Source organism: Achromobacter sp. MUI-25009338, assembly GCF_057359325.1.
Genome location: NZ_CM170627.1, coordinates 4,160,507 through 4,173,961, shown reverse-complemented (window position 1 = coordinate 4,173,961; position 13,455 = coordinate 4,160,507). Strand labels below are relative to the sequence as shown.

The following is a 13,455-nucleotide window of genomic DNA, read 5'->3' as shown; positions in this document are numbered from 1 at the left end:
CGGCAGGCGCCAGCACGGGCCTGCCGTCATTCATGGCAAGCAGGAAACGCATGAGCTGGAAACCGCCGCCCACCTCAGCCGACCGCCTACGCGCCAGGCTCGATGACGAATTCGAAACCGTCGCCAGGCCCGAGGGCCTGCGCCGGACTTCGGACGCCCGGCGGGAGCAGGCGCAGGATGCCGAAGACGACGCCAAGCCGGCCGCCCGCAAGGGGCCGTCGCTGAAGATGCGCGCCGTGGGCTATCTGTCGCGGCGCGAGCACGCGCGCGGCGAACTGGCCCGCAAGCTGGCCGCCCATGCCGAGGACCCGGCCGAGGTCGAGGCCGTGCTCGACTCCCTCGAAAAAGAAGGCTGGCTGTCCAACGAACGCTTTGCGCAGGGCCTGGTCCACCGGCGCGCGGCGCGCCAGGGCACGGCGCGCATCGTCCAGGAACTGCGCCAGCATGGGGTGGACGACAACCAGGTCGCCGAACTGCGCGACCAGCTGCGCGCCACCGAATACGAGCGCGCCCTGGAAGTCTGGAAAAAGCGTTTCCAGGCCCGGCCGCAAGACCGCGCGGCCTACGCCAAGCAGGCGCGTTTCCTGGCCAGCCGCGGCTTCGCGCACGACGTGATCCGCCGCATCCTCGGCGAAGGCGACGAGGACTGAGCCGGCCGGCTATTTCGCCGACTTGATCCCGGACAGCGTCCTGAAGCACACGTCGCGCGTGATGGTCAGGAATTCATCGATGTACGACGCGTCCGTGTCCTCGCTGCGCACCGTGGCGTAGAGCGTGCGCCATACGCCTTGCGGCCCCAGCCGGCACAGGCGCAGCCACCCCTGGTTCATGTATTCCGTCAGCGCCCAGTTGGGCAGGGCGGCCACGCCGCGGTTGCTGGCCACCAGTTGCGCGATGATGGGCGTCAGCTCCGCCTTGCGCACGGCCGCGGGCTCCACGTCGGCCGGGTCGAGAAAGGCCGTGAAGACGTCCAGGCGTTGCCGGTCCACCGGATAGGTGATGAGGGTCTGGTCGGCCAGCTGCTCGGGCAGCACGAACTTGCTGCCCGACAACGGATTGGAGTCCGAGACCGCCAGCACCAGCTCGTACTTGAACAGCGGCAGGTATTGCACGGCTTCCAGCGGCTGCGGGTCCGAGGTGATGACCAGGTCGAGGTCGCCGCGCACCAGCGCGGGCAGCGGCGCGAACGAAAACGCGGCCGACAGATCCAGCGCCACGTCCGGCCACTGCACGCGGAACGCGTCCAGCGCCGGCATCAGCCACTGAAAGCAGGAATGGCAGTCGATGGCCAGGTGCAGCCGCCCGCTGCGGCCGGCCGCCAGCCGCTGCAGCTCGCGCTCGGTGGCGCGGATGCGGGGCAGCACCTCGTCGGCCAGCGCCAGCACCCGCAGCCCGGCCGTGGTCAGCCGGGCCGGCCGGGTGCGGCGGTTCAACAGCGGCGTGCCCAGCCGGGTTTCGAGGTCGCGCAACTGGTGCGACAGGGCCGATTGGGTCAGGTGCAGGCGTTCGGCGGCCTCTTGCAGGCTGCCGCCTTCGCGGATGGCCGTCAGCGTTTCCAGGTGGCGGATTTCGAGCATGGGAATACGGGCAAATGGAATAAGCGCATATTCTATGAGATTTCCTCATGTTATGAATGTAGAGATTGATTTTGACTCATATTGGTTTGGCCTCAGAATAACCGTCACTTGAACAAAATTTGTTATCCGACGGTATTGCCATGACTATCATTCATAATCTGGGGTTCCCCCGCATCGGCGCCCAGCGCGAACTCAAACGCGCCGTCGAGGCCTATTGGGCGGGCAAGCAAAGCGCCGCCGAACTCGAGCAGACCGGCCGCGAGCTGCGCGCCCGCCACTGGCAGCTGCAGGCCGACAGCGGCCTGGCCTTCCTGCCCGTGGGCGATTTCGCCTGGTACGACCAGATCCTGGAATGGACCGCGCTGCTGGGCGCCGTGCCCGCGCGCTTCGGCCAGAAGGACGGTGAACCGGTTTCGCTGGACACGCTGTTCCGCATGGGCCGCGGACGCGCGCCGTCGGGCAAGCCCGCCGCCGCATGCGAAATGACCAAGTGGTTCGACACCAACTACCACTACATCGTGCCGGAACTGGTCCCCGGCCAGACCTTCCGCATCGCCCGCGAATCGCTGTTCGAGCAGATCCGGGAAGCCCAGGCGCTGGGCCATGCCGTCAAGCCGGTGATCCCGGGCCCGCTGACCTGGCTGTACCTGGGCAAGGGCGACGCCTACGCCGAAGGCGCGGCCGACGAGCGCAAGCTGCAGCTGCTGGCCGCGCTGCTGCCCGTCTACCAGGAGGTGCTGGCGCGCTTCGCCCGGCTGGGCGTGCAATGGGTGCAGATCGACGAGCCCATCCTGGCGCTGGACTTGCCGCCAGCCTGGCGCGACGCTTTCGGCGCGGCCTACGCGGCGCTGTCGGCCAGCCCGGTCAAGCTGCTCGCCGCCACCTATTTCGACGGCCTGAAAGACAATCTCGCCACCGCGCTGGGCCTGCCCGTGGCCGGCCTGCACGTGGACCTGGTGCGCGCGCCCGAACAGCTGGTGCAAGTGGCCGCCGGCCTGCGCGGCGACCAGGTGCTGTCGGCCGGCGTCATCAACGGCCGCAACATCTGGCGCACCGACCTGGACGCCGCCATCGCCGCGCTGGCGCCGGTCAGGCGGCAGCTGGGCGAACGGCTGTGGCTGGCGCCGTCGTGCTCGCTGCTGCACGTGCCGGTGGATCTGGCGCACGAAACCGAACTGGACGCCGAACTCAAGAGCTGGCTGTCCTTCGCCGCCCAGAAACTGGACGAGCTGAGCCTGCTGGGCCGTGCGTTGGACGGCGGCGAAGCCGCGGCCGTGCAGGAAGCCCTGGCCAGCCAGCGCGCCGCGCTGGCCGCGCGGCGCTCCTCGGCCCGCATCCACAACCCGGCGGTCGCCCGGCGCATGGCCGCCGCCGCCGAGGTGTCGCGCGAGCGCGCGCCGTTCGCCGGCCGCATCGCCCGCCAGCAGGAACAACTGGGCCTGCCGGCCTATCCGACCACGACCATCGGCTCGTTCCCGCAGACCGCCGAAATCCGCGCCCTGCGGCGCGACTGGAAGGCCGGCGCGCTGACCGACTCGGCCTACGAAAACGCCATCCGCAAGGAGATCGAGGAAGTCATCCGCTTCCAGGAAAAAGTGGGCCTGGACGTGCTGGTGCACGGCGAGCCCGAGCGCAACGACATGGTGGAATACTTCGGCGAACTGCTGGCCGGCTTCGCGTTCACCAGGAACGGCTGGGTCCAAAGCTACGGCTCGCGCTGCGTCAAGCCGCCCATCATCTTCGGCGACGTGGCCCGCCCGGCGCCCATGACCGTGGGCTGGTCGTCGTACGCGCAGTCGCTGACCGACAAGCCGGTCAAGGGCATGCTGACCGGCCCGGTCACCATCCTGCAATGGTCCTTCGTGCGCGACGACCAGCCGCGCGAGCAGACCTGCCGCCAGCTGGCGCTGGCGCTGCGCGACGAAGTGGTCGACCTGGAGGCCGCCGGCATCAGCGTGATCCAGATCGACGAGCCCGCCATCCGTGAAGGCCTGCCGCTGCGCCGCGCCGACTGGCAGGCCTACCTGGACTGGGCGGTGGACTGCTTCCGCCTGTCCACCGCCGGCGTGCGCGACGAAACCCAGATCCACACCCACATGTGCTATTCGGAGTTCAACGACATCATCGAATCCATCGCCGCGATGGACGCCGACGTCATCACCATCGAGACCTCGCGCTCCAACATGGAACTGCTCAAGGCCTTCGAGGACTTCCGCTATCCGAACGACATCGGCCCGGGCGTGTACGACATCCATTCGCCCAACGTGCCCGAGGTGGACTGGATGGTCGGCCTGATGGAGAAGGCCGCGGCGCGCCTGCCCAAGGAACGCCTGTGGGTCAATCCGGACTGCGGCCTGAAGACGCGCGCCTGGCCCGAAACCGAGGCCGCGCTCATCGGCATGGTGCAGGCCGCGCGCGCGCTGCGCCAGGCGGCCTGACCGCACCAGCGTCCCCTATTTTCGGGAGCGTCGGACCGCCCGGCGGGGGCAACCCTGCCGGGCGGCTGGTTTCTGGGGGAGTCATAGCCGCCTGCGCTATACTTTCAAGGTTTTGTTGCCGCGCACCATGCGCAGGCCATTTTTGCCTCGCAGGCCCCAGCATGCCCTTGCCACCGCCGGATTACCCTCGCCAGCCCCTGCACACGCGTTCCATACGCGTGCAGTCGTACGCGCGCGACGACGGTCTGTGGGATCTGGAAGCCGAACTGATCGACGTCAAGGCGTACGATTTCCCCAAGCGCGACGGCGAGATGTTCAAGGCCGGGCAGCCCATCCACCACATGCACCTGCGCATCACCATCGACGCGAATTTCGAGATCGTGGCCGCGCAGGCCGTCTATGACGCCGCGCCTTACGGCGCGCATTGCATGGCCATCGAACCGGCTTACACTGATTTGGTCGGCATGAACCTGCTCAAGGGGTTTCGCCGACAGGTCAAGGAGCGGTTCGGGCACGTGGAGGGCTGTACTCACATGACCGAGCTGTCGCAGGTGCTTCCCACCGCGGCGGTCCAGACCATGGCCAACCGCCGGCGGCAGGAAAACAACCCGAACCGGCGTCCATTCCAACTGGACGGCTGCCATGCGCTCAGCACCGGCGGCCCGGTCGTGGCTGAGCACTATCCCAAGTGGTACACCGGGGGTAGCGCTGAGGCATCGGCCGATTCGGCTACCGATTCACCCTCTCTTACTCATACGTCCTGACAGGTAACACATGAAAATCCACGAGTATCAAGGCAAGGAACTGCTGAAGCAATTTGGCGTCCCGGTGCCGCGCGGGATCCCCGCTCTTTCCGTCGACGAGGCCGTGGCTGCCGCTGAAAAGCTGGGTGGACCGGTGTGGGTCGTCAAGGCGCAAATTCACGCGGGCGGCCGCGGCAAGGGCGGCGGCGTGAAGCTGGCCCGCTCGATCGAGGACGTGCGCAAGCTGGCCTCCGAAATCCTGGGCATGCAGCTGGTCACGCACCAGACCGGTCCGGAAGGCCAGAAGGTCCGCCGCCTGTACATCGAAGAAGGCGCGGACATCCAGAAGGAATACTACGTGTCGCTGGTCACCGACCGCGCCACCCAGAAGGTCGCCTTCATCGCCTCCAGCGAAGGCGGCATGGACATCGAGGAAGTGGCCCACTCCACCCCCGAGAAGATCATCACCGAATACATCGATCCGCTGACCGGCCTGTCGGCCGAACAGGCCACCAAGATCGCCAACGCGATCGGCCTGCCCGCCGACTCCACCGCCCAGGCCGTGGACGTGTTCCAGAAGCTGTACCAGTGCTACATGGACACCGACGCCTCGCTGGTCGAGATCAACCCCCTGAACCGCGACAGCAAGGGCAACATCATCGCCCTGGACGCCAAGTTCAACTTCGACTCCAACGCCCTGTTCCGCCACCCGGAAATCGTCGCCTACCGCGACCTGGACGAAGAAGATCCCGCTGAAATCGAAGCCAGCAAGTTCGACCTGGCCTACATCCAGCTCGACGGCAACATCGGCTGCCTGGTCAACGGCGCCGGCCTGGCCATGGCCACCATGGACACCATCAAGCTGTTCGGCGGCGAGCCGGCCAACTTCCTGGACGTGGGCGGCGGCGCCACCGCCGAGAAGGTCACCGAAGCCTTCAAGATCATGCTCAAGAACAAGGGCGTGAAGGCCATCCTGGTCAACATCTTCGGCGGCATCATGCGCTGCGACGTCATCGCCGAAGGCGTGATCGCCGCATGTAAGGCTGTCAACCTGAACGTTCCGCTGGTCGTCCGCATGAAGGGAACCAACGAAGAACTCGGCAAGAAGATGCTGGCCGACTCCGGTCTGCCGATCATCAGCGCCGACACGATGGCTGAAGCCGCCACCCGCGTCGTAGCCGCCGTCAAGTAAATATGCCCCCACGCCGCGCCCTTCGGCTTGCTGCCCCCCAAGGGGGCGTCCTGCACCTTGGGGCGGCCCGGCGGTACAAAGAAAATCCAAGGATTCACAAATGTCGATTCTGATCAACAAGGACACCAAGGTCATCACCCAGGGCATCACGGGCAAGACGGGCCAGTTCCACACCCGCATGTGCCGTGAGTACGCCAACGGCAAAGCCGCCTTCGTGGCCGGCGTGAACCCCAAGAAGGCCGGCGAGGACTTCGAAGGCGTGCCCATCTTCGCTTCGGTCAAGGAAGCCAAGGCTGACACCGGCGCGACCGTCTCCGTCATCTACGTGCCGCCGGCTGGCGCCGCCGCCGCCATCTGGGAAGCCGTCGAAGCCGAGCTGGACCTGGTCATCTGCATCACCGAAGGCATTCCCGTCCGCGACATGCTGGACGTCAAGAACCGCATGAAGGCCAAGGGCAGCAAGACCCTGCTGCTGGGCCCGAACTGCCCCGGCCTGATCACCCCCGACGAAATCAAGATCGGCATCATGCCGGGCCACATCCACCGCAAGGGCCGCATCGGCATCGTCAGCCGCTCGGGCACCCTGACGTACGAAGCCGTGGCGCAAGTCACCGAGCTGGGCCTGGGTCAATCCAGCGCCGTCGGCATCGGCGGCGACCCGATCAACGGCCTGAAGCACGTCGACGTGCTGAAGATGTTCAATGACGATCCCGACACCGACGCCGTCATCATGATCGGCGAAATCGGCGGTCCGGACGAAGTCAACGCCGCGCAGTGGGCCAAGGACAACATGAAGAAGCCGGTGGTCGGCTTCATCGCCGGCGTCACCGCCCCTCCCGGAAAGCGCATGGGCCACGCCGGCGCGCTGATCTCCGGCGGCGCCGACACCGCCGACGCCAAGCTGGAAGTCATGGAAGCTTGCGGCATCCGCACCACGCGCAACCCCTCCGAAATGGGCAAGCTGCTCAAGTCGGTGCTGTAAGCTTTTCGGCTGCGCACAAAAAAGCGCCCCTCGGGGCGCTTTTTTTTCGTGGTCTTAGGGAAATCCCGTGTCCACGTCACGGCCGGGCAACCATACGGAAAGCTGAACGAAACTATAATGAAAGAAAATCCAGCGCGTACCAAGCAAGAATGCCGTCGAGCTCGCAACCAGGCGGTCAGTACGTTTCAACTTTAAATTCACCCATTCATTTGGTTCGTCCTAGGGGGATCACACCTAGGAAAGAGAGGCATGGAACTCAGTTCAGCGGCATTCTGGATCGCATTGCTCCAGATCATTTGGGTCAACATACTGCTATCCGGCGACAACGCCGTGGTCATTGCGCTGGCGGCGCGCTCGCTACCGCCGACCCAACAAAAGAAAGCGATCGTGATCGGCTCGGCCGCTGCGATCATCATGCGTATCGTGCTGACGCTGGTCGCGGCCAAGCTGCTGCTGCTGCCCTGGCTCAAGCTCATCGGCGCGCTGCTCCTGGTCTATATCGGCGTCACGCTGCTGCTGCCGGAAGGTGAGGAAGACGGCGCGGGCAAGAATCACGGCAATCTGCTGACCGCCATCCGCACCATCATGATCGCCGACCTGGTCATGAGCCTGGACAACGTGGTGGCCGTGGCCGCCGCCGCGATGGGCGATACGACCTTGCTGGTCGTGGGCCTGGCCATTAGTATTCCGCTGGTCATTTTCGGCAGCACGCTGCTGCTCAAGGTCATCGAGCGCTTCCCGGTTATCGTCTGGGTGGGCGCGGCGCTGTTGGGCTTCATCGCCGGCGAACTGCTGGTGGGCGACCCGGCGCTGCAGGAACCGGTGGCGCGCATCGACGCGGCGCTGGGCATGACGCAGCACAACTTCGCGCTGATGACCGGCGCGCTGGGCGCGCTGCTGGTATTGGCGATCGGCAAAGTTTTGCTGATGCGCCAGAAAGCTGACTGAAAGCTGAATTATAATAGTTTGTTGTACTGAATAACCCCGCCGCGCCTGGCGCGGCGGGCTGGCCGGCTCGGGACCGGCCATTCTTTTCATAATGCTCTCCGGGGGTTCATAGTGCTTGAGTTTTTCCAGACGCTGAGTTGGGCAGCGGTATTCCAGATCATCCTCATCGATATCCTGCTCGGCGGCGACAATGCGGTCGTGATCGCGCTTGCCTGCCGCAACCTCGCGCCCAAGCAGCGCATGCAAGGCATTCTGTGGGGCACCGCCGGCGCCATCCTGTTGCGCGTCGTGCTGATCGCCTTTGCCCTGACGCTCCTGTCGATTCCGTTCCTGAAGGTCGTCGGCGGCATCCTGCTGCTGTGGATCGGCATCAAGCTCCTGATCCCCGAAGAGGACGCGCACGGCAACGTGAAGGGCGGCACCTCCATCGCCGCCGCCATCAAGACCATCATCATCGCTGACTTCGTGATGAGCCTGGACAACGTGATCGCCATCGCCGGCGCGGCCCAGAATGCCCACGCCGACCACCAGATCGGCCTGGTCGCCTTCGGCCTGATCGTCAGCGTGCCCATCATCATCTGGGGCAGCACCCTGGTGCTCAAGCTGATCGACCGCTATCCGCTGGTCGTCACCTTCGGCGCCGCGCTGCTGGGCTGGATCGCGGGCGGCATGCTGGTCACCGACGTTGTTGTCGAGCGTCAATTCGGCGTTCAGCCGGCTGCGGTTAAAATCGGCGCAGAAATCATTGGCGCCTTGCTCGTTGTTGTCATTGGACGGTGGCTGGCAAGCCGCAAAAACGCCTCCAAGGAATCAGCACATGAGTCTGCGTAGATCCACCGATCCCCAGCAATCCGAATCGGGCCTGAGCCTGCTTCAAGGCCTGTTCGTGCTGGCCATACTCGGTGTCATTGCGACGGTCGTCGTCTCCAACTTCGTTTGATGACGCCTCGTGTCTCTACCGCAACGCCTGGTCATCGCGACCCGCGCCAGCCGGCTTGCCCTGTGGCAGGCCGAGCATGTGCGCGACCGGCTGCGCACGCTGTACCCGGCGTGCGCGGTTGAACTTCTCACCCTGACGACCCGAGGCGACCAGATCCTCGACCGCACCCTGTCCAAGGTGGGCGGCAAGGGTCTGTTCGTCAAGGAGCTCGAAAACGCGCTGCTCGACGGGCGCGCCGATCTCGCCGTCCACTCCCTGAAGGACGTGCCGGTGGATCTGCAGGCCCCGTTCGAGCTCTGCGCCGTCCTCGATCGCGCCGATCCGCGCGACGCCTTCGTCTCCAACCGCTACGCCTCGCTGGCCGACCTGCCGGCGGGCGCGGTGGTGGGCACCTCCAGCCTGCGGCGCGAATCGCAGATCCGCGCGCGCCATCCGGCGCTGACGGTCAAGCCGCTGCGCGGCAACCTCGACACGCGCCTGGGCAAGCTCGATCGCGGCGAGTACGACGCCATCGTGCTGGCCGCCGCCGGGCTGGAGCGCCTGGGCCTGGCCTCGCGCATCCGCGGCCTGCTCGAACCGGCCGACAGCCTGCCGGCGGCCGGGCAGGGCGCGCTGGGCATCGAAATCCGCGACGACCGCGACGACATGCGCGCCTGGCTGGCCCCGCTGGCCAGCGCCGACACCACCGCCTGCGTGGTGGCCGAGCGCGCCGTATCGCGCAAGCTGGGCGGCTCCTGTCAGGTGCCGCTGGCGGCCTACGCCGAGATCGAGGCGGGCACCCTGTCGCTGCGCGCGCTGGTGGCCTCGCCCGACGGCACGCGCATGGTTCGCGCCGTGCGCAGCGGCCCGGTGGCCGATGCGCAGTCCATCGGCGAGGCGGCGGCGCAGGAATTGCTCGACGCGGGCGCGCAGGACATTCTGCGCGAACTGCTGCAAGACGAAGCCCGGCCGGACTGATGGCCATGACGAGCGCCCCGCGCATCGCCGTGCTGACGCGGCCCGCGGGCCGCAACGAGACGCTCGCCGAGCGCCTGCGCGCCGCGGGCTGGACACCCTGCATCCTGCCCGCGCTGGAAATCGAGGCGCTGCCGGCCGAGCCCGGCGCGCTGCCGCGCCCGTCGGACTACGACATGGTCGTGTTCGTCAGCGGCAACGCCGCCAGGCTGTACCTGGAGCAGTGGTTCGAAGCCGACGGCGCGTCGGCCTGGCCGGCCGGCGTGATCGCCGCCACGGTCGGTCCGGCCAGCGCCCGGGCGCTCCGCGAGTCGCCCGCTTTTGGCGCGAATACAACAGTTTTGCATCCATCCGAAAACGCGCCCAGCCATGATTCCGAGGCCCTCTGGGAAGTCCTGCAAGGGCTGCCCGCGCTGCCTCGGCGCGTGCTGCTCGTGCGTGGCACGCAGGGCAGGGACTGGCTGGCCGACAGGCTGCAGGCGCACGGCGCGGCCGTGACGCGCTTTGCGACCTACCTGCGCCGCCCGGCCCGCTGGGACGCCGATCGGCTCTCCCAGCTGCGGCAATGGGCCGCGCAGGGCCTGCGGGCCACCTGGCTGATCACCAGCGGGGAGGGCGCCGACGCGGTGCGCGCGCGCCTGGACGAGGCCGGCCTGGCGCCCTGGTGGGCGCGTTGCGGTTTCGTGCTGACGCATCCCTCGCTGGCGCGGCGCGTGCCGCCGGCCGCGCAAGACGCCGCGGACCGGTCAATGGTAAAAATCTGCTTGCCCAACGACGAGTCGATATTCCAGGCCTTTGTTGCTGCTTGATTCGTTGCTTCGGACCGACACCGAATACAATCGCGTCATGACAGACAAGACTCCCGCTACCGATCCGGTCGTTCCGACGGCCGCCCCGGGCGCAAGCGCGCCCGCATCGGCCCCGGCCGATCCCGTCAAGGCCCGTCCGGCCAAACGCGGCAGTGGCTCCCTGGTCACTGCCCTGGTCATCGTCATCCTGCTGGCTGCCGGCCTGGGCTATGCCCTGTGGAAGCAGCGCACGCAGTTCGTCTCCGCCGGGCGCGAGGTCGCATCGCGGCTCGACACCCTGGCCGCCGACGCGGCCCAGGCCCGCAAGGACACCCGCGAGGCCCTGGCCCTGGCGCAGGCCCAGGCCGGCCGCGTGGCCGAGCTCGAAGCCACCGTGCGCGAAACGCAAAGCCAGTACAACGCGCTGCAGCTGGCCTGGCAGAACTTCAACGACAGCGCCAGCGACGAACTGCTGGCCAACGACATCGAGCGCCTGCTGACCATCGCCAACCAGCAGCTGCGCCTGGCCGGCAACGTCTCCAACGCCATCGTCGCGCTCGAGACCGCGCAGTCGCGCCTGGCGCGCGCCGACCGTCCGCGCTTCTCCACGCTGCAGCAATCCATCAACGGCGACCTGGACCGGCTGCGCGCCGTGTCCACCGTGGATATTCCCGCCCAGTCGGCCCGCATCGAGCGCCTGGTGGCGCTGATCGGCAAGGCGCCGCTGCTGGTGCCCGACGCCGCCGCCCCGGGCGTCGCGCCCGCCGGCGAGGCCCGCCCGGCCGTGGCGGCGCCCTCGGTAGACCCGCAGGCCGGCCTGCCGGCCGACGCGCCCTGGTGGCAGCGCTGGCGCGCCGAGATGGCCTCCTGGCCCGGCCGCGCCGGTTCCGCGCTGGCGCATGAACTCGGCGGCCTGATCACGATCCAGCGCGTCGACGAGCCCGCGGCCCTGCTGCTGTCGCCCGAACAGGCCGACCTCGTACGCGGCTCGCTGCGCCAGCGCCTGCTGACGGCCCAGCTCGCCATGCTGATGCGCCAGCCCTCGGTCTGGAAGAGCGAACTCGACAACGTCGGCACCACGCTGGCCAAGTACTTCGACTCCCGTTCGCCCGACACCGTCGCCGCCCAGGCGCTGGCCCGCGAACTGGCCCAGACCGACATCGCCGTGCGCCTGCCCGACGTGGCCGACAGCCAGGCCGCCGTGGCCGCGCTGCGCGCGGCCGGCTTCAAGACCGGCGAGCAGGACTGAGGCGGCCTATGCGTACCTGGTTCTGGACCCTGCTGCTGGCCGTAGTCGCCGTCGCCCTGGCGGTGGTGCTGCGTTCGCATTCCGGCAACGTGCTGTTGCTGATCTGGCCGTGGCGCATCGAGATGTCGCTGACGCTGGCCGTGCTGCTGATCGTGGCGGCCTTCATCGTGCTGTACGTGGGCCTGCGCCTGCTGGCCTGGCTGCTGGCCATCCCCGACCGCGTGCGGGCCTGGCGCGGCAAGCGCGCGCAGGCGCGCGACCACGAATTGCTGGAGCGCGGCTGGATCGGCCTGCTCGAAGGCCGCTACACCACCGCCGAAAAAGACCTCACCAAGCTGCTGGACCAGACCAAGGTCCGCACCCGCCGCGTGCTCGCCGCCCTGTCGGCCGCCCGCGCCGCGCATGGCCTGGGCGAGTTCGACCGCCGCGACCGCCTGCTGGCGACCGCGCAGGAACAGGCCGGCGCCGAGCCGGGCCTGATCGAGGCCACCGCCACGGTCTCGGCCGACATGCTGCTCGACCAGGGCCGCGCCGAGCGCGCGCTGGCCGTGCTCGAACCGCTGGCCGACGGCGGCGCGCGCCACCTGCACACGATGCGCCTGCTGCTGCGCGCCCACGCCGCGCTGCATCACGACGAAGAGGTCTTCTCGCTGGCCCGCGGCCTGGTGCGCCGCAACGCCATGGCCCGCCCCGAGGCCGACCACCTGATCGACGCCTCCGGCTCGGCGCGCCTGCGCGCCGCCGCGGGCACCGAGAGCTGGCGCGCCATCTGGAAGGACCTGAAGGCCGAAGAGCGCCTGCTGCCCGAAATCGCGCTGGCCGGCGCGGCGGGCTTCGAGGCCGCCGGCGAGGCCAACGAGGCGGCCCGCGTGCTCGAAGCCGCCATCGCCGTGAAGTTCAATCCCGCCCTGGTGGCGGCCTACGCCCGCTGCGAGGCCGAACAGGTCTCGCGCCGCCTGGCGCGCGCCGAAACCTGGCTGCAGCAGCGTCCCACCGATCCCGACCTGCTCACGGCGCTGGGCATGCTGTGCCTGAACGGCCAGCTGTGGGGCCAGGCCGAACGCTATCTGCTGCGCGCCATCAGCCGCCGCAGCGACGCGCAGACCCACGCGCTGCTGGGCAGCCTGTACGACCGCCTCGACCGTCCGGCCGACGCCGTGCGCCACTGGCGCCTGGCGACCGCCGCCAGCATGGCGCTGCCGGTGCTGGCCTCGGACGCCGCGCTGCCGGCCGCGGACACCGGCTCGGACCCGTACCGCGTGGACGCCGAAGGCGGCTATGCGGTGGGCCTGTCCGATGCCGACGGCGACGCCGACGTCGGCGGCGACTATCCCGCGCTGCCGCCGGCGGTGGCGGCCTCCGCCTCCGACTACGTGCTGGACCCCGACGCCCGCGTCAACAAGGAACAGCGCGAGCGCGCGCTCGCGCCGGAAGATGCGCCGCTGGCAGGCGGCAACACCTCCGACATCGACGAGTACTTCGACAGCGCCCCGATCCCGGCGGCCGCTTTCGACGAGCCCGTGCCCACCTACGCGCCGGCCACGCCCGCCGCGCCCAAACCCAAGCCCGCGCCGGCCCCCGCCGGCGTGCCGGCGACCAAGCCGCCGTTCAAGGACGACGGCTCGGTTTGAATATTCCTTCAGA

The 13,455-nt window shown here is 68.2% G+C and carries 13 protein-coding genes; 12 read left to right on the top strand and 1 reads right to left on the bottom strand.

Going from position 1 to position 13,455, the window contains the following annotated elements:
• Positions 1-50: 50 nt before the first annotated feature.
• The gene (recX, locus tag AC1IQ6_RS19800) at positions 51-650 is read left to right on the top strand and encodes a recombination regulator RecX (RefSeq protein ID WP_479730246.1); all 600 of its coding nucleotides are present in this window, start codon (positions 51-53) and stop codon (positions 648-650) included.
• A 9-nt stretch (positions 651-659) separates the two neighbouring features.
• Here the strand turns inward: recX and AC1IQ6_RS19795 are convergent, their stop codons facing one another.
• Complete coding sequence (locus tag AC1IQ6_RS19795; protein WP_111827021.1) at positions 660-1,577, bottom strand: LysR family transcriptional regulator; 918 nt, start codon at positions 1,575-1,577, stop codon at positions 660-662.
• Between the two features lie 140 nt (positions 1,578-1,717).
• On the opposite strand from AC1IQ6_RS19795, the gene metE reads away from it, so the two are divergent.
• The 11 genes from metE to AC1IQ6_RS19740 all read left to right on the top strand — a co-directional run bounded on the left by metE (position 1,718) and on the right by AC1IQ6_RS19740 (position 13,442).
• A complete protein-coding gene (gene metE, locus AC1IQ6_RS19790; protein ID WP_485865199.1) occupies positions 1,718-4,015 on the top strand; it encodes a 5-methyltetrahydropteroyltriglutamate--homocysteine S-methyltransferase in 2,298 nt (765 codons plus the stop codon).
• Positions 4,016-4,176: 161 nt separating this feature from the next.
• Positions 4,177-4,779 (top strand): DUF2889 domain-containing protein, encoded by a 603-nt coding sequence (locus AC1IQ6_RS19785; protein ID WP_102774752.1) that lies wholly within the window; start codon positions 4,177-4,179, stop codon positions 4,777-4,779.
• 10 nt (positions 4,780-4,789) lie between these two features.
• Positions 4,790-5,950, top strand: a complete 1,161-nt coding sequence (gene sucC, locus AC1IQ6_RS19780) for an ADP-forming succinate--CoA ligase subunit beta (RefSeq protein WP_102774751.1) — start codon at positions 4,790-4,792, stop codon at positions 5,948-5,950.
• Between the two features lie 100 nt (positions 5,951-6,050).
• The gene (sucD, locus tag AC1IQ6_RS19775) at positions 6,051-6,932 is read left to right on the top strand and encodes a succinate--CoA ligase subunit alpha (protein ID WP_111827023.1); all 882 of its coding nucleotides are present in this window, start codon (positions 6,051-6,053) and stop codon (positions 6,930-6,932) included.
• A 249-nt stretch (positions 6,933-7,181) separates the two neighbouring features.
• Positions 7,182-7,880 (top strand): TerC family protein, encoded by a 699-nt coding sequence (locus tag AC1IQ6_RS19770; RefSeq protein ID WP_102774749.1) that lies wholly within the window; start codon positions 7,182-7,184, stop codon positions 7,878-7,880.
• Between the two features lie 111 nt (positions 7,881-7,991).
• Positions 7,992-8,711: a TerC family protein gene (locus tag AC1IQ6_RS19765; protein ID WP_102774748.1), complete on the top strand. Its 720-nt coding sequence runs from the start codon at positions 7,992-7,994 to the stop codon at positions 8,709-8,711.
• Entirely contained in the window at positions 8,698-8,820 is a 123-nt protein-coding gene (locus tag AC1IQ6_RS19760) for a hypothetical protein (protein ID WP_258231509.1), read from the top strand. The genes AC1IQ6_RS19765 and AC1IQ6_RS19760 overlap by 14 nt, the downstream gene beginning before the upstream one ends.
• 9 nt (positions 8,821-8,829) lie before the next feature.
• Complete coding sequence (gene hemC, locus AC1IQ6_RS19755; protein WP_485865198.1) at positions 8,830-9,777, top strand: hydroxymethylbilane synthase; 948 nt, start codon at positions 8,830-8,832, stop codon at positions 9,775-9,777.
• Positions 9,778-9,782: 5 nt separating this feature from the next.
• Positions 9,783-10,583, top strand: a complete 801-nt coding sequence (locus AC1IQ6_RS19750; protein ID WP_485865197.1) for a uroporphyrinogen-III synthase — start codon at positions 9,783-9,785, stop codon at positions 10,581-10,583.
• 37 nt (positions 10,584-10,620) lie between these two features.
• Positions 10,621-11,811 carry a uroporphyrinogen-III C-methyltransferase gene (locus AC1IQ6_RS19745; protein WP_102774947.1) on the top strand — a complete coding sequence of 397 codons (1,191 nt, stop codon included), beginning with the start codon at positions 10,621-10,623 and terminating at the stop codon, positions 11,809-11,811.
• 8 nt (positions 11,812-11,819) lie between these two features.
• Positions 11,820-13,442 (top strand): heme biosynthesis HemY N-terminal domain-containing protein, encoded by a 1,623-nt coding sequence (locus AC1IQ6_RS19740; RefSeq protein WP_102774746.1) that lies wholly within the window; start codon positions 11,820-11,822, stop codon positions 13,440-13,442.
• The last annotated feature ends 13 nt before the right edge of the window (positions 13,443-13,455 follow it).

Bases quoted from the DNA above. Each gene is read 5' to 3' on its own strand.
- AC1IQ6_RS19745 (WP_102774947.1), top strand. From the start codon at position 10,621: ATGACAGACAAGACTCCCGCTACCGATCCGGTCGTTCCGACGGCCGCC.
- AC1IQ6_RS19785 (WP_102774752.1), top strand. From the start codon at position 4,177: ATGCCCTTGCCACCGCCGGATTACCCTCGCCAGCCCCTGCACACGCGT.
- metE (WP_485865199.1), top strand. From the start codon at position 1,718: ATGACTATCATTCATAATCTGGGGTTCCCCCGCATCGGCGCCCAGCGC.
- sucC (WP_102774751.1), top strand. From the start codon at position 4,790: ATGAAAATCCACGAGTATCAAGGCAAGGAACTGCTGAAGCAATTTGGC.
- AC1IQ6_RS19740 (WP_102774746.1), top strand. From the start codon at position 11,820: ATGCGTACCTGGTTCTGGACCCTGCTGCTGGCCGTAGTCGCCGTCGCC.
- AC1IQ6_RS19750 (WP_485865197.1), top strand. From the start codon at position 9,783: ATGACGAGCGCCCCGCGCATCGCCGTGCTGACGCGGCCCGCGGGCCGC.
- AC1IQ6_RS19795 (WP_111827021.1), bottom strand. From the start codon at position 1,577: ATGCTCGAAATCCGCCACCTGGAAACGCTGACGGCCATCCGCGAAGGC.
- recX (WP_479730246.1), top strand. From the start codon at position 51: ATGAGCTGGAAACCGCCGCCCACCTCAGCCGACCGCCTACGCGCCAGG.
- AC1IQ6_RS19760 (WP_258231509.1), top strand. From the start codon at position 8,698: ATGAGTCTGCGTAGATCCACCGATCCCCAGCAATCCGAATCGGGCCTG.
- AC1IQ6_RS19770 (WP_102774749.1), top strand. From the start codon at position 7,182: ATGGAACTCAGTTCAGCGGCATTCTGGATCGCATTGCTCCAGATCATT.
- sucD (WP_111827023.1), top strand. From the start codon at position 6,051: ATGTCGATTCTGATCAACAAGGACACCAAGGTCATCACCCAGGGCATC.